The organism is Microbacterium sp. AK031, from assembly GCF_024807145.1.
GTDB lineage: Bacteria > Actinomycetota > Actinomycetes > Actinomycetales > Microbacteriaceae > Microbacterium.
On sequence record NZ_JANUCA010000002.1, the window covers coordinates 301,514 to 316,303 of the forward strand.

At 66.8% G+C, this 14,790-nt stretch carries 18 protein-coding genes; 6 read left to right on the plus strand and 12 right to left on the minus strand.

Annotated features, from left to right (window positions below; genetic code table 11):
- Positions 1 to 7: 7 nt before the first annotated feature.
- The gene (locus tag HDC95_RS06740) at positions 8 to 532 is read left to right on the plus strand and encodes a tetratricopeptide repeat protein (RefSeq protein ID WP_259062534.1); all 525 of its coding nucleotides are present in this window, start codon (positions 8 to 10) and stop codon (positions 530 to 532) included.
- On the opposite strand, the gene HDC95_RS06745 is transcribed toward HDC95_RS06740, so the two are convergent.
- From HDC95_RS06745 to HDC95_RS06760, 4 genes are read right to left on the minus strand one after another with little or no spacing between them, the layout of a single operon-like run.
- Positions 511 to 1,017 carry a hypothetical protein gene (locus tag HDC95_RS06745; protein ID WP_259062535.1) on the minus strand — a complete coding sequence of 169 codons (507 nt, stop codon included), beginning with the start codon at positions 1,015 to 1,017 and terminating at the stop codon, positions 511 to 513. The genes HDC95_RS06740 and HDC95_RS06745 overlap by 22 nt on opposite strands.
- Positions 996 to 1,328 (minus strand): hypothetical protein, encoded by a 333-nt coding sequence (locus HDC95_RS06750; protein WP_259062536.1) that lies wholly within the window; start codon positions 1,326 to 1,328, stop codon positions 996 to 998. The genes HDC95_RS06745 and HDC95_RS06750 overlap by 22 nt, the downstream gene beginning before the upstream one ends.
- Positions 1,329 to 1,353: 25 nt before the next feature.
- Positions 1,354 to 1,599, minus strand: a complete 246-nt coding sequence (locus tag HDC95_RS06755; RefSeq protein ID WP_259062537.1) for a hypothetical protein — start codon at positions 1,597 to 1,599, stop codon at positions 1,354 to 1,356.
- A gap of 19 nt (positions 1,600 to 1,618) precedes the next feature.
- Positions 1,619 to 2,179, minus strand: coding sequence for an acyl-CoA thioesterase (locus HDC95_RS06760; protein WP_259062538.1), 561 nt, complete (start codon positions 2,177 to 2,179; stop codon positions 1,619 to 1,621).
- Between the two features lie 108 nt (positions 2,180 to 2,287).
- Here HDC95_RS06760 and HDC95_RS06765 point away from each other — a divergent pair, with 108 nt between their 5' ends.
- Entirely contained in the window at positions 2,288 to 2,794 is a 507-nt protein-coding gene (locus HDC95_RS06765; RefSeq protein WP_259062539.1) for a GNAT family N-acetyltransferase, read from the plus strand.
- A gap of 5 nt (positions 2,795 to 2,799) precedes the next feature.
- Here the strand turns inward: HDC95_RS06765 and HDC95_RS06770 are convergent, their stop codons facing one another.
- The 3 genes from HDC95_RS06770 to HDC95_RS06780 all read right to left on the minus strand — a co-directional run bounded on the left by HDC95_RS06770 (position 2,800) and on the right by HDC95_RS06780 (position 6,199).
- Entirely contained in the window at positions 2,800 to 3,882 is a 1,083-nt protein-coding gene (locus HDC95_RS06770; protein ID WP_259062540.1) for a cytochrome b/b6 domain-containing protein, read from the minus strand.
- A gap of 566 nt (positions 3,883 to 4,448) precedes the next feature.
- The gene (locus HDC95_RS06775) at positions 4,449 to 5,420 is read right to left on the minus strand and encodes an electron transfer flavoprotein subunit alpha/FixB family protein (protein ID WP_259062541.1); all 972 of its coding nucleotides are present in this window, start codon (positions 5,418 to 5,420) and stop codon (positions 4,449 to 4,451) included.
- 2 nt (positions 5,421 to 5,422) lie between these two features.
- A complete protein-coding gene (locus tag HDC95_RS06780; protein WP_259062542.1) occupies positions 5,423 to 6,199 on the minus strand; it encodes an electron transfer flavoprotein subunit beta/FixA family protein in 777 nt (258 codons plus the stop codon).
- A gap of 129 nt (positions 6,200 to 6,328) precedes the next feature.
- Between HDC95_RS06780 and HDC95_RS06785 the strand changes: the two genes are divergently transcribed.
- Genes HDC95_RS06785 through HDC95_RS06795 form a run of 3 tightly spaced genes read left to right on the plus strand, consistent with a single transcriptional unit; the run spans position 6,329 to position 7,797 of the window.
- A complete protein-coding gene (locus HDC95_RS06785; RefSeq protein WP_259062543.1) occupies positions 6,329 to 6,865 on the plus strand; it encodes a MarR family winged helix-turn-helix transcriptional regulator in 537 nt (178 codons plus the stop codon).
- Between the two features lie 13 nt (positions 6,866 to 6,878).
- Positions 6,879 to 7,328, plus strand: a complete 450-nt coding sequence (locus HDC95_RS06790; RefSeq protein ID WP_259062544.1) for an SRPBCC family protein — start codon at positions 6,879 to 6,881, stop codon at positions 7,326 to 7,328.
- 25 nt (positions 7,329 to 7,353) lie between these two features.
- Positions 7,354 to 7,797 (plus strand): YdeI/OmpD-associated family protein, encoded by a 444-nt coding sequence (locus HDC95_RS06795; RefSeq protein ID WP_259062545.1) that lies wholly within the window; start codon positions 7,354 to 7,356, stop codon positions 7,795 to 7,797.
- 99 nt (positions 7,798 to 7,896) lie between these two features.
- Here the strand turns inward: HDC95_RS06795 and HDC95_RS06800 are convergent, their stop codons facing one another.
- The 4 genes from HDC95_RS06800 to HDC95_RS06815 all read right to left on the minus strand — a co-directional run bounded on the left by HDC95_RS06800 (position 7,897) and on the right by HDC95_RS06815 (position 12,304).
- Complete coding sequence (locus HDC95_RS06800; RefSeq protein ID WP_259062546.1) at positions 7,897 to 8,673, minus strand: enoyl-CoA hydratase-related protein; 777 nt, start codon at positions 8,671 to 8,673, stop codon at positions 7,897 to 7,899.
- 34 nt (positions 8,674 to 8,707) lie between these two features.
- Positions 8,708 to 9,592 (minus strand): 3-hydroxyisobutyrate dehydrogenase, encoded by an 885-nt coding sequence (gene mmsB, locus HDC95_RS06805; RefSeq protein ID WP_259062547.1) that lies wholly within the window; start codon positions 9,590 to 9,592, stop codon positions 8,708 to 8,710.
- Entirely contained in the window at positions 9,589 to 10,734 is a 1,146-nt protein-coding gene (locus HDC95_RS06810) for an acyl-CoA dehydrogenase family protein (protein ID WP_396652681.1), read from the minus strand. Before HDC95_RS06810 ends, mmsB begins: the two co-directional genes overlap by 4 nt.
- Before the next feature lie 67 nt (positions 10,735 to 10,801).
- Entirely contained in the window at positions 10,802 to 12,304 is a 1,503-nt protein-coding gene (locus HDC95_RS06815) for a CoA-acylating methylmalonate-semialdehyde dehydrogenase (protein WP_259062550.1), read from the minus strand.
- A 360-nt stretch (positions 12,305 to 12,664) separates the two neighbouring features.
- Here HDC95_RS06815 and HDC95_RS06820 point away from each other — a divergent pair, with 360 nt between their 5' ends.
- On the plus strand, positions 12,665 to 13,243 hold the full coding sequence (locus HDC95_RS06820) for an antibiotic biosynthesis monooxygenase (protein ID WP_259062551.1): 579 nt from the start codon (positions 12,665 to 12,667) through the stop codon (positions 13,241 to 13,243).
- Positions 13,244 to 13,256: 13 nt separating this feature from the next.
- On the opposite strand, the gene HDC95_RS06825 is transcribed toward HDC95_RS06820, so the two are convergent.
- Positions 13,257 to 14,744, minus strand: coding sequence for a hypothetical protein (locus HDC95_RS06825; RefSeq protein ID WP_259062552.1), 1,488 nt, complete (start codon positions 14,742 to 14,744; stop codon positions 13,257 to 13,259).
- Positions 14,745 to 14,790: the final 46 nt, after the last annotated feature.

The window sequence follows — 14,790 nt, forward strand, 5'->3', positions numbered from 1 at the left end:
CGACGCCATGACCGGTTGGTGGCGGCGGAACACCCTCCCGCGCATCGCCCTGGCTGTGCTCGCGCCGGTCACGGCAGGGGTCATCGGCTGGAACGAGTGGCAGGAGTACTTCCTCCACCGCTCCACCACCCAGGTAGCACCCGAGACCGAAGACGGCACCGTCGAACTCGGCGGCGCGACCTGGGGTCCCATCCGCAGTCAGTACCTCGGGGACGTCGAGGGACTGACCGTGCCCGAGGGCGCTGAAGTGGTCGTCGCCGTCATTCCCGTCACTCCGGGCGCCGAACCGATCTCCTGCCCCGCGCCGACATTGATCGAGCAGAGCAGCGGCCGCGAATGGAGTGAGGGTCGGCTCGACCTGGGACTGTCGTCCAGCTCCGCGGAGCCGACCACCTGCGACAGCACCGTCACCGAGCCGTACGAGCTGCTCATGCCGTACATCGTGCCGAAAGACGCCGAAGGCCCGTTCTGGGTGAACATCGCACCGCCGGCGGAGTCCCCGAAGATCGTTCAGTTCTCGATCGACCCCTGAGCCGTCGGCGCCGGGCTCGGATCGACCACCTCGACAGCCACGCGCTCGGCGTCGGCCCGCGTCCGCAGCGCACCCAGCGTGGCGTCGTACGATGCGGCCACGAGCACGAAGCGGATCGGCTCGAGGATCAACGGAACGAGCAGGAAGATCAGAATGTCTGCGACCCGCCAGGACGATGCGAGCTCGTTCGGCTCCAGCAACCGTGTGATCGCGAGGCTCAGCAGCGCATCTGCAGCGAGCACGACCGTGTAGAGGAACACATAGGTGGCGATCATCACGGGTCCGGCCCGCCACATCAGCACGATCGCCTTGCCGAGCGGACGGAAGCGGCCGATGAACTGCTCGCCGAACTCACCCATCCAGCGGGACACTGGCCCTGGGAGTCGCTCGATCCGCTGCCGGGTGCGCGTGATGAAGCGGTAGCGCAGCCGCACACTCTCCGCCACGATCGCCTGTCCGTAGATCACACCGGCGATCGCCAGCATGCGAGCGGCTGGATCAGGATGCCGCCTGCTTCGCCGAGCAGCCATTCCACGCCGTCCCAGATCCACGCGATCGGCGTGAGCTGCGAACCGACCCACTCGCGCAGATGACCGATCCACACCATGGTGGCGCGGCCGTCGACCCACGCGGTGACGGCGTCGATGCCATCGCTGATGAGGAAGAGCGAGAAGCAGACCCAGACCGCCTCCAGGTAGACGGCGACGAGGGAGAAAGGCTTCGGAAGTCGCGTTCCGTACCGCTTCCATGCCCAACGGCCGGCGAACGCCACGACGATGACGGCGACGCTCGCCACGTTGAAGCCGAGTTGAAGAACGGCGTCAGCAGGCAGCGCACTCGCCGTGGTGGAGGTGGCGCTGCTTCGATCTGTTCGGCGAGCTGCGTCCAGGCTTGGAGAGGATCGCCAGCGGCAGCAGCACGAAGCCCCAGGTGGAACTCCACGCGCCGACATAGCCGGCCAGCTGGATCGCGAGGTAGTGCCCGAGTGCGCCTGCCGCAAACCACGCCAGCAGCGCCGGCCAGTGCCGCAGCAGCACGCGTCCGGTGGTGGCGAGGATCGTCAGCACGCCGCTACGTTAGCGCGCCTCACATCCAGATACTCGGCGCAGGCTTCCGCACCGGCGGGAGAGCGGATGCCGCGGCCCACTCGTGCACCCACGGATCCACGTCCGGCAGTCCCTCCGGACGCCCGACGGCCGCGAAGAGCTCCTGGTGCGACAGCGTGCCGCCGCTGCGCTTGAGCATGCGGGCACGGATGATCGCCCTGGCATAGACCTCCCCGTCGACCACGGCGCGGTGCTCGAGATAGATCGCCCTGTCGTCATGCCCGAGCAGGCGCGACTCGATGTCGAAGAGCTGCCACAGTTGAAGCGACTTGCGGAACGTGACGGTCTCGGCTGAGACGACGGCATACCAGCCGTTGCTCTTCATCGCGTCGGCCATACCCGTGCGCACAAGCAGGTCCCAGCGCCCGAGGTCGAAAAGCGACAGATAGCGGCCGTTGTTCATATGGCGCAGCACGTCGATGTCGGTGGGGAGAGTCGTCACCCTGATCCGCCCGACGTCGCCGGGTTCGAGCTGGCCTTCCCGGCGCAGCCGCCGACGAGCACGCCACATCACGAGAAGAGTTCGCCAGATCACGTTCACGAGGATCGATAGTAGCCAGCGATGCATGATCCCTGAACTCCTTTGTGGGAATCGAACAGGGGGGTCGCTCGATTTCATCTTCGTCCAAGGCGCGCGTAGAGTCGCGGCATGAGCGCCGAAGCCCAGCCTGAAGTCATCATCCGTCCGGTCCGCGATGTGGATGCGGAGGCACTGGGTCGCGTGCACGCGCAGTGCTGGCACGAGACCTACGATCATCTGGTCAGCAAGGCTGCGTTGGAGCGCGTGTCCCCCCGCCGCATGGCAGAGCTGTGGACCCACTGGGCAGCACAGGGCGAAGATTTCAGCATGAGCGCCGCGCTCGTCGACGGTGAGATCGTCGGTTTCGTCGGCTCCGGTCCTGCGCGCGACAAGGATGCCCCGGCGTTCCGCGAGCTGTACTTCATCTACCTCCTCGACAAGTGGCACTCCACCGGCCTCGGCCAGAAGCTCTTCGATGCGGCCGTCGAGAAGGACGAGCCGCTGTACCTCTGGGTGGCGGAGGACAACCCCCGCGCCCACCGCTTCTACGCGCGCAACGGCTTCACGCTCGACGGCGCGACTCACACCGAACCGTTCCTCGGTGAGACGCTCACCGAAGTGCGATTCGTGCGCTGACCCGCTCAGCGGGCGCTGACGTTCCCGAACAGCTTCGCGATCGGCGCCAGCACCATCGGGCGTGCGGCGACCCATGCGGCCGCGATGACGACGAGTGATGCCACCAGGAACCAGAATCCGGTCCAGTTGTCCGCATAGGCGTTCGGATCAGCGGAGCCCTGCGCGGCGTACATGTGGTTGAGGTTGCGCAGTGCTCCGGTCGCGAACACGAGGAACACGTGGATCGCGATGAACACCACGAAGTACAGCATCACCGGGAAGTGCAGCGCGCGCGCCCATTCGACCGGGTACGCCTCGTTGAGCTTCGCTGCGTTCTTCGGCCAGATACCGCTCATGCGCACGCCGGTGATGGCCGCGAGAGGCGCCGCGATGAAGATCGTCGCGCCATACGCGAGCTGCTGCAGCGAGTTGTAGTTGACCCAGCCGTTCTCGGTCGGCCAGTCCAGCGACACGTACTGCAGCGTCGCGGACAGTGCGTTCGGGAAGACCTCCCAACTGGTGGGGATCACCCTCATCCACTGCCCGGTCACGAACAGCAGGATCACGAACACGATGCCGTTGACGAGCCACAGGATGTCGAGCGACTGGTGAAACCACAGCGTCAGGCTGATCTTGCTCTTCGCGTTGCCCCGCGCCGTCCAGAACGCGGTCGGGCGTTTGTCATTGCGCACGCTGAGCCCTGAGCGGATGATCAGCACCATCAGGAACACGTTGAAGAAGTGCTGCCATCCGAGCCAGCCGGGGAACCCGACCGGAGCACCCTCGGGGAGGTGGTATTCGCCGGGGTAGGTCTGCAGGAATTCCTGCATGCCGGAGAGACTCAGCAGCCAGCGGACGAACAGCACCGCCATCGCCGCGGCACCGAGCAGTCCGATGCCGCCGACGATGACAGCACCCGCCCATTGGGCCTTGGTGAACGGGCCGATGCGGGTGGGCTCCGGAGCAGGTGCGGGATGCGTGAACGCGTTCTTGCCTGGGAAGACCGTGCGCTGGAACGGCAGCGGCGTGCTGACGTCGACCGTCGCGAGTTCCGTGGATGCCGGGATGTCGGATGCCTCGATGAAGTCGTCGGTGCGCGTCTCTGCCACGCCTTCGACGGCAACGGCAGCCGCAACGATCGCGGTCGTGCCGGCAGGAGGCCAGGGTTCGCCTCCTGGCGTGCGCGGCAGGCCGCGTCGCAGGGCATCACCGGTACCGGATGTCGCGGCCGGCGAGGTTTCGACTCGCTCCGCTCGCGGGGCCCGTTTCGTCTCGGTCGCTTCGCTCCCTCGCGGGGCGACCCTGGAGGTCTGAGTGGAATCCGCTGAGGGAGTCGCGGCGGACGCCGCCACCGCTGGCGCTGCTGCCGCAGGTGGGACCGAGACCGCATCGGCCGGAGGCCACGACTCTCCTCCCGGTGTTCGAGGGAGCCCACGCCTCAGCGGCGTCGCAGCAGCTGCCCCCCGCGGGTCGTTTAGCGCCGCGGGGGAAGCCTGAGGAGACGAAACGGGCTTAGCGACCGACAAGGAGTCGAAGCCTTCTCCAGCTGCAGGAACAGGCACCGGCGTAGTGTCCTGCGCCACAGCATCCGCCACTTCGACGTCACCGGCCGGGGGCCAGGGCTCGCCACCGGCCACGCGCGGCAGACCGCGCCTGAGCATCCGCGTCGTCATCGCTACTTCTTCCGCGCTTCGAGCGCCTCGACCACCTGCGGCACGATCTTGAACAGGTCGCCGACGATGCCGAAGTCGGCGACGTCGAAGATCGGCGCCTCGCCGTCCTTGTTGATCGCCACGATGTTCTTGGCAGTCTGCATGCCGGCGCGGTGCTGGATGGCACCGGAGATGCCGACCGCGACATACAGCTGCGGCGACACCGAGACGCCGGTCTGACCGACCTGGTGCGCGTACGGGATGTAGCCGGCATCGACCGCCGCACGTGAGGCGCCGATCGCGGCACCCAGCGCGTCGGCGAGCTGCTCGACGAGCACGAACTGCTCCTTCGAACCCAGACCACGACCGCCCGAGACGACCTTCGTGGCACCGCGCAGCTCAGGACGTGACGATTCCGCCTCGACGACCTCGATCGCGCCCGCCTTCGCAGCTGCGGCACCGGATGCTGTCACCTCGAGCGTTTCGACCGTCGGAGATGCGACGGCCTCCGCACGAGCATCCACCGCGCCCTGGCGCACGGTGATGACCGGCGCGCCGTACGTCGGCGCGGAATCCACGAGGTAGGCCCCGCCGTAGACGGAATGGTGCGCGACGATGCCCTCGTCATCGCGGGAGACGCCGATCGCATCCACCGACACGGCGAGCCGCTCGCGCACCGCGAAGCGGCCGGCGACATCACGGCCTGTGATCGAATTCGAGATCAGCACCGCGTCCGGCTGCACCTTCTCGTATGCCGCCTGCAGCGCGTCGACCAGCGGGACCGTGAGGGCTTCCGCATCGGCATCCGCGGTGAGGACGACCGATGCACCGGCAGCGGCCGCGGCATCCACCGCGCTCTGTGAACCGCCGGGAACCAGCGCGACCGGAGATCCGATCGTCGACGCGGCACCGATGAGTGCCGCCGTCGAGCTGGCGGCATCGCCGGCAGGAGTCACGTCGACGAGGACGAGGATCGAGTTCTCGGGGTAGCTCATCGTCACACCAGCCTGTTCTGCACGAGGTACTCGACCAGCTTCGCGCCGGCGTCACCCTCATCCGTGATCTTCACACCCGCCGCGCGCGGGGGCTTCTCGGAAACGGTCGTCATGATGGTGCGGGGAGCGGCGGCCGGGTCGGCGGAGACGCCGAGGTCGTCGAGAGAGAGCACCTCGAGGGGCTTCTTCTTCGCCGCCATGATGCCCTTGAAATTGGGGAACCGCGCATCCGGAAGAGCCTCAGTGATCGAGATCACCGCTGGGAAGGATGCCGAGACCGACTGATTGCCGTCGTCGGCGGCCCGCGTACCGGAGACACCATCTGCGCTGATCTCGACGGCATTGAGCGCGGTCGCCTGCGAATAGCCGAGGTGCTCGGCGAGCATGGCAGGGATCATGCCGCCGGATCCGTCGGTGGAGAGGTTCCCGGTGATGACGAGGTCGGGTTCGGCGCGTCGGATGGCCGCGGCGAGCGCTTCGGCCGTGAGTCCGAGATCGGCCCCCGCGAGCTGCTCGTCGATGATATGCACAGCGGATGCCGCGCCGATCGCGAGAGCGCGACGGATCGATGCTGTCGACGACTCCGGGGCCATCGCGAGCGCGACGACCTCAGTGCCGTCGTTCTTGTCGGAGTAAGACAAGGCGACCTCCAGAGCGCGCTCGGTGATCTCATCCAGGACCACATCGCCGGCCGCACGATCGGCCAGCCCGGTCTCCAGACTCAGCCTGCGATCGCCATAGGTGTCCGGCACCTCTTTGACCAAGACGAAGATCTTCATCGAATGCTCCTCACGACTGGGTCGATTCTAGTCGGCGAGACCGATGGAATCGGATTTCATTGTTCATGATACTCAGATTCACCCTCCTACTTCGCCGTCCACACCTGGTTCTGCCGATACGGTTGAACCGTGGCTCTTCCCCGTCCCCTTCCCACCGATCCGCTCGCCGAAGCGAAGCGGCAGTGGCTGGCGCACGGGTGGTCGGATGCCGCGGACGGCATGACTGTTGTGACTTCGGTGATGCGCGCACAGCAGCTCTTGCTCGCCCGAGTGGATGCATCATTGAAGCCCTTCGGCCTGAGCTTCGCACGATTCGAGGTGCTGCGCCTTCTCGCGTTCAGTCGTGCAGGCCGTCTTCCCCTGTCCAGCGTGGTGGCTCGCCTGCAGGTGCACGCCACGACGGTGACGAGTACCGCGGACCGCTTGGTGCGCGACGGCCTCATCCTGCGCGAACCGCATCCGCACGACCGACGCGCTGCCATGCTCGTGCTCACCGACGACGGTCGCGCGCTCGTCGAACGAGCGACCACCGCTCTCAACGGCGAGGTGTTCAGCCGCCCTGGTGTGAACTCGACGGATGCGGCAGACCTCGTCGCGATCGTGGCCCGTCTTCGCAAGAATGCCGGGGACTTCACGGATCCGCGCCCACAGCCGGACCCGCTCTGATGACGCACCTCTAGTGGCCCGGTTCACTCTCGAGCGCGTCATCCGCGCCACACCCACCGAGGTCTTCGCCGCGGCGCTCGACCCCGCGCTGCACGTCGAGTCGATGGCGCGCTACGACGAGACGATGGTGAAGGGTCCTGACGGTGGAGTGTTCACCGAAGGCTCCACCGTGACGTGGCGCGCGCGGCACTTCGGCGTGCCGTTCCACCTCAGCTCGGTCGTGTTCGACATCGACCCGCCGCGACGTTTCTGCGATCGGCAGGCGAAAGGGCCGTTCGGCGCCTTCCACCACGAGCACGTCTTCGAGGTGCACCCTCAGGGCACGCTCATGCGCGACACCATCACGTTCCGCTCACCGTTCGGACCGATCGGCGCGCTCGTCGATCGCCTGTTCATGCGCGAGTACATGCGTCGCTTGATCGACGAGCGGGGCGCTGTGCTGGCGACGGCCCTCGAAAGATGAGTTCCGCCGCTGTAGCCTGGGCGCCATGACCGAGTTGCAGATCAAGACCGTGCTGGAAGGCCGTGGGCCTGCGCCCGCGATTCTCCTCACCGACGAGCAGGTCGCGACCCTGGGCGCGGGCAAGGCGTTTCCCGTGGTGGTGGACTTCGGCGATCGCAGCATCCGGCTTCGGCTCTCCCGCATGGGCGGCGAGAACGCCATCGGATTCAGCAAGGCGTCCCGTGCGGAGGCAGGCGTCGAGATCGGCGAGGAGATCGAGGTGACGATCAGTCCGGACACCGAGGAGCGCGTCATCGAGATCCCGCCGGCACTGGCCGAAGCGCTGGATGCCGACCCCGCCGTCCGCGCGGCCTTCGAGAACCTGCCGCCATCAAAGCGGAAGGAGATCGCGCGTCAGATCGCCGAGGCGAAGGCCGAGGAGACACGTGCGCGCCGCCTGGAGAAGATCATCGACTCGCTGGGTGAGTGAGTCCGGGTACACGTGCACGACCGGGGCACGACTGCACGAGCGGAAGCCGGGTTTCGTCGTGCAGGTGTTCCCTGATCGTGCGGTTGTGCCCGACCCCGCCTAGCGGTTCGTGAAGTTCGGCGCCCTCTTCTCACGGAAGGCGGCCATGCCCTCCTTCTGGTCGGCCGTGTCGAACAGCGCGGCGAACGCGTCCTTCTCGTGGGCGAGGCCGTCAGCGAGCGACGTCTCCATCGCGGCATCCAGCGCAGCCTTCGCGGCATAGAGGCTCGGCAGCCCCTTGGAGGCGATCGTCTCGGCGAGCGTCGTCGCCTCGGCGAGCAGATCGGATGCCGGCACCACCCGTGACACGAGCCCTGCGCGCTCAGCCTCCTCGGCGCCCATCATGCGTCCGGAGAGAATGAGCTCGGCAGCCTTGTAGTAGCCGACCGCGCGGATCAGCCGCTGCGTGCCGCCCATACCCGGAATCACGCCCAGGTTGATCTCGGGCTGACCGAACTTCGCGGAGTCGGCGGCGAGGATGATGTCGCTCATCATCGCCAGCTCACAACCACCACCGAGCGCGAAGCCGCTGACCGCCGCGATCACAGGGGTGCGCACGGCGACGAAGTCGCTCCACGCGCCGAAGTGGTCGGTCGCGCGCATCTCCGCGGCCGACATCGATTCCATCTCCTTGATGTCGGCGCCGGCGGCGAAGGCCTTCTCCGAACCCGTGACGACGATCGCACCGATGCCGTCATCGGCGTCGAAAGCGACGGCTGCTGCCGTGACCTCCTGCGCGAGCTGCGAGTTCAACGCGTTCAGCGCCTGTGGTCGGTTCAGGGTGATCCACCCCACGCGTCCGCGCTGCTCGACCAGGATCGTCTCGTACTCCGTCATCTGCTCCCTCTCAGCGAAACCTCTCCGACGATCATCACACCTGTCCGTCGCGGATGTCCGTGATGATGCCGGAGAAGTCCCGACCGCCGCCGGAGCCGGCAGCGAACGCCGCGTAGATCTCCTGTGCGAGGCGCCCCATTCGAGCATCCGTCGACGTCTGCTCGATCGCCTGCAGAGCGAGTCCGAGATCCTTCGCCATCAGGGCGCCGGCGAACCCGGGCTGGTAGTCGCGGTTCGCCGGGCTCGTGGGAACCGGCCCCGGAACAGGGCAGTTCGTCGTCAGCGCCCAGCATTGACCGGAAGCGTTCGCGGCCACGTCGTACAGCGCGTCATGCGAGAGGCCGAGGCGCTCGCCGAGCACGAAGGCCTCGCCCACGACTATCTGCGAGACGGCGAGGATCATGTTGTTGCAGACCTTCGCGGCCTGGCCGAGCCCCGGTCCGCCGCAGTGCACGATCCGCTTGCCCATCGCCTCGAGCAGCGGCAGCGCCGCAGCGAAATCGTCGTCGGATGCGCCGACCATGAACGCGAGCGTCGCGTTCTCGGCTCCGACCACTCCGCCCGAGACCGGCGCATCGATGTTGCGATGGCCCGCAGCGATCGCCAGCGCGTGCGCGGTCTGTGCATCATCCACAGCGATAGTGGATGACTCGATGAACAGCGTGCCCGGTCGCGCCGCGGCCAGCAGACCGCCCTCGTACGCTTCGATCACATGCTTCCCGGCCGGGAACATCGTGATGACGACATCCGCATCGGTCGCGGCATCCGCTCCCGACTCAGCAATCGGCACCCGGCCTGCCGCCGCGGCGTCGCGCGCTTCCGGCATCACGTCGAACCCCGCCACGTCGTGGCCGGCCGCCTGCAGGTTGCGCGCCATCGGCAGGCCCATGTGCCCGAGCCCGAGGAATGCGATTCTCATGATGCCGCCTTCAGGGCGTCGCGTCCGACGATCATGCGCATGATCTCGTTCGTCCCTTCCAGGATCTGGTGGACGCGCAGGTCTCGCACGACCTTCTCGATCCCGTAATCCTGAAGGTACCCGTAGCCGCCGTGCAGCTGAAGGGCATCGTTGGCGACGCGGAATCCGGCATCCGTCGCGAAGCGCTTGGCCATCGCGCAGCGAACGGTCGCATCATCCGCCTGCTCGTCGACCGCGCGGGCGCCGTCTTCGACGAGCAGTCGCGCCGCGTGCAGGTCGGTCTCCATATCGGCGATCGCGAACACGATGCTCTGCTTCTCGGCGAGCGCCTCACCGAACGTGAATCGCTCGTGCACGTAGTGCCGTGCCTTGTCCAGCGCCCAGCGCGCGCCGCCGATCGAGCATGCCGCGATGTTGAGCCGGCCGGTGTTGAGCGCCGACATCGCGATCGCGAAGCCCTGCCCCTCGACACCGAGCAGAGCGGATGCCGGCACCCGCACCTCATCGAGGATCACCTGCCGCGTCGGCTGGGCGTGCCAACCCATCTTCTTCTCCAGCGCGCCGAAGGAGAGGCCCGTGGAATCGCCTGGCACGAGGAAAGCGGAGATGCCGCGGGCTCCCGCCTCGCCGGTACGCGCCATGACGACGTACACCGCGGCTTCACCCGCACCGGAGATGAACTGCTTGACACCGGTCAGCACGTAATCGTCGCCGTCACGGATCGCGCTCGTGGCGATGGCAGCAGCGTCGGATCCGGCACCGGGCTCGGTCAGACAGTAGGCGCCGAACCCAGTCATGCTGGTGAGGTCGGGCAGCCACTGGCCGCGCTGGTCGTCCGACCCGTAGGTGTCGAGCATCCACACGACCATGTTGTGGATGGAGATGTAGGCGGCGACGGCGGGATCGCCTTTCGCGAGTTCCTCGAAGATCGCGACGGTGTCGAGCCGTGACAGTCCGGTGCCGCCGAACTCCTCATCGACGTAGATGCCGCCCAGGCCCAGGTCGCCGGCTCGCCCCAGCGCCTCACGGGGGAATACATCGTTCTCGTCGCGTTCGGAGGCGAACGGTGCGAGTTCGGCTTCGGCGAACTCGCGCACCGCGTGCAGGATGGCCTCGCGCTCCTCGGTGGTTGTGGTGATCATCGTCATCGGGGATCCTCTCGCCTTGTGGGCAGATCAGTGATGTGGTCGGTCAGTGATGCAGTCGATCTCAGTGCATGGTCGGGATGACGAAGCTCGCACCGTCGCGCACACCGTGCGCTGGCCAGCGGCTCGTCACCGTCTTCGTCTTCGTGTAGAAGCGGAACGCGTCGGCTCCGTGCTGGTTGAGGTCGCCGAACCCGCTCCTCTTCCAACCGCCGAAGGTGAAGTATGCGATCGGTACGGGGATCGGCACGTTGACGCCGACCATGCCGACGTTGACTCGCGCCGTGAAGTCGCGCGCGGCGTCGCCATCTCGCGTGAAGATCGAGACACCGTTGCCGAACTCATGATCGGATGCCATCGCCAGTGCCTGCTCGTAGTCCGCTGCGCGCGCGATCACGAGCACTGGACCGAAGATCTCCTCGCGGTAGATCGACATGTCCGGGGTGACGTGGTCGAACAGAGTCGGCCCGAGGTAGAAGCCCTCCTCATGGCCGGGGATGGTGAGTCCGCGGCCATCGGCGAGCAGCGTCGCCCCAGCATCGATGCCCTGCTGGATGTAGTCCTCCACGCGCTCGACGGCCGACCGTGCCACGAGCGGCCCATAGTCGACGTCCTCGGCAAGGGCGGGCCCGATCCGCAGCTGACTGGCCCGCTCCGTGAGCTTCGCGGCGAGCGCGTCCGCCGTCTCGTCGCCCACCGGCACGGCGACCGAGATCGCCATGCAGCGCTCTCCCGCTGAGCCGTACCCGGATCCGATCAGAGCATCCGTCACGAGATCGAGGTCGGCATCCGGCATCACGATCATGTGGTTCTTCGCCCCGCCGAAGCACTGTGCGCGCTTGCCGTGCGCGGTCGCAGTCGTGTAGATGTACTCGGCGATCGGCGTCGAGCCCACGAAACCGACGGCTTGGATACGCGGATCCGTCAGCAGCGTGTCGACGGCCTCCTTGTCACCGTGGACGACGTTGAAGATGCCTGCAGGCAGGCCCGCTTCGAGGAAGAGCTCGGCGAGACGCACCGGTACGGACGGGTCTCGCTCGCTGGGCTTGAGCACGAAGGCGTTGCCCGCGGCGATCGCGGGGCCGGCCTTCCACAGCGGGATCATCGCCGGGAAGTTGAACGGCGTGATGGCGGCGACGACGCCGAGCGGCTGACGCATGGAATAGACGTCGATACCGGAGCCGGCCTCAGTGGCGTACTCCCCCTTGAGCAGGTGCGGCGCACCGGCGGAGAATTCGATCACCTCGAGCCCTCGCTGGATGTCGCCCCTGGCGTCTTCCACTGTCTTGCCGTGCTCGCTGGAGAGCAGCGTCGCGAGTTCGGTCATGTTCTTCTGCACGAGATCGAGGAAGCGCAGAAGCACACGCGCCCGCTTCTGCGGGTTGGTCGCAGCCCACCCCGGCTGCGCGGCTTCCGCGTCATCGATCACACGACGGACTTCACCCGCCGAGGCGAGCGGCACACGGGCCTGGACGCTGCCGGTGCTCGGGTCGTAGACGTCGCCGAAGCGTCCGTCCTTCGAGGTGAGAAGCGATCCGCCTACGAAATGGGGGATGGTACGAGTCATTATGTGATGTCCCTTCGCGCCTTCGTTGGCACGATGAACAGTTTACTCTGGCACCCGGGGATTTACTAGGGCGTCCATGTATTCCGTGGCCCGGGCGAGAAGGGCGACCGATGTCGACGTCGCACGTTCGATGGCCGTTCACCATCCGGTCACATTCGACACGTAGAACTGCAGATGCGCGGAGGAACTCAGACCGGATCGGGTAGTCAGGACTTTCCGCGCAAAGGTGAGCGATGCTCCCGAGACCCCCGCCGAATCGGGTCGGCGGGGGTCCTCCTTTCCCGCTCGAAGCAAACCCGAAACATGGCCCGCATACACTCGGATCCGCCACAAGCACGCTTTTTCTCCGAGGGGCCCACCATGTCCAGCGTTCCGATCACCGTCTCCATCCGCCGCGAGGTGGATCCCGCACGCATCTCCGAGGCGACCGCCTGGGTGCAGACCGGCGTCAATCTCGCGAACAAGCACCCAGGATTCCTGGGCTCAGGATGGGTGCGCGCCGGCGAGGACTCGCAGCTCTGGCACATGCTCTACCGGTTCGCCAGCGTCGAGACTCTCGATGCGTGGGAGCAGTCGCCGGAACGCACCTGGTGGTTGTCGATGGGCGAGGGCTTCGTGCGCAGCGAGCATGCGCGCAGGCGCACCGGGATCGAGGGCTGGTTCGATGAACCGGCGACGGGATCGCTCCGGATTCCGGATGCCGCCACCGTCGAGGATGCTCCGCCCGCACCACCGCGTTGGAAGCAGGCCGTCACGATCTGGCTCGGATTCTTCCCCGTCAACCTGCTCTTCAGCCTCGCGATGACACCGGTTCCCGGGTGGGGCGAGCTGCCACTGTGGTTACGGGTGCTCGCGACGACGATCGTGCTCACCCCGATCATGACCTACTGGGTGCTCCCCTGGGTCACTCGCGCGTTGCGCGGCTGGCTCGGACGGTGAAACAGTGGCGACATCAGTCCCAGGTGACCGTCGGGGTCTCCTGGGCGAAGTCGACCGACGGCGTGTCCATGTACCCGCCAAACCAGACCTCGAACTCTGATGTCGTGCCGTCCTTGGTGCCCTGCAGCGTCATGTCCACATCAGGGGTGTCATACGTCGAGACGAGCGTGGGCGTGGAGTAGTCGACGTCCGCCACCATGCTGTCGAGCGTCGCCTGCCCGTCGCTGGTGATCGTCCTGGTGACTGAACCGTCGACCGGCGTGTAGCCGCTGAGGTCGATATCGGTGATGTCCATGCCGCACGGCGTCGCGAGCGTCTTCATCGCCACACACTCCTCGATGGCTGTGCGCACGAGGGACCGGAACGTGGCGGCGCCGTCATCGGTGAGCACCGGGTAGATGTCCCAGAACAGCTCGCTGTCGTCATCCGTCGTCAACGTGAAGGTGTCCGTCTCGGAATCGAGTGCGAACTCCTCATAACCCAGTGCGAGCCGGTACGCGCCGGGGAAGAGCGACGTCGATGAGTCAGCAGGCTCGGCGCCGTTCACCGTCAGTCCGAGTCCCTCGAAGTTCGACAGCGTCGCCATGACCAGACCGTCGCTGATCACCCATCCGTCGTCAGAGGAGCTGTACGCCGTGAACTCCCGCTCGATCGTCTCGCCTCCGACAGCGAAGGATGCCGAGACCGTCGCTTCGTACTCGGTCGCATCCTCGGATTCCGCCACGACGATGTCGGTGATCGGGGCGAGCTCGAGCGAAGCGGCGAGCACTTCATCGGTGAGCAGGCTGTCGTCGGCGTACGTCTCGACGAACGTCAGCGCCGTCTCGGCGTCGCCCTCGGACAGCGCCGTCAGGTACTCCTCCACCGCGTCGGATGCTGTCGGGGCAGCCCCACGCAGAAGATTCGGCACGATGATCGCGGCGGCGATCAGCAGGACGAGCGCCGCTGCGCCGCCGATGAGGCCGAACAGCAGCCCTTTCGACATCGGCTTCTTCGGAGCGGCCGGCGCTGCGGAGTATGCGCCGGACGGATATCCGCCGGCGGAGTATCCCTGGGGCGCGTTCGGATCGTATGCCGGGGCGGTTCCGGGATACACCGCGGCGTTCGGGTCGTAGATCGGCGCGTTCGGGTCGTGGATCGGGGTATTCGGGGCATAGCCAGGGGCTGGTTGTTGAGCAGGAGCAGTCTGAGCCGCACCGGGGTAGGGCGCTCCCGGAAGTTCGTGTCCCCCTGGCGCAGCCTGCGGGTACGCGGGCGCGTCGTTCGGCGACACGACAGCCGGGGCCTCGACGGGAGCGACCACGGGCTCCGCGATCGGCGCAACCACCGGCTCAGGTTCGATTGCGCTGTCGGGCGCCGGAGCGGATTCGGGCGCAGCATCCGGTGCCACAGCATCCGACGAGATCCGACCGTCGAAGCCGTGCTGGCCGGCTGCTTCATTCACCGACTCCGGCACGTTCGTCGGGGTGTTCTGGGGATTCTCCGGAGTCTCATTCGTCACGAATCCCATCGTATTGCCAATGCGAAGGGGCACCCGTGGGCAGAGA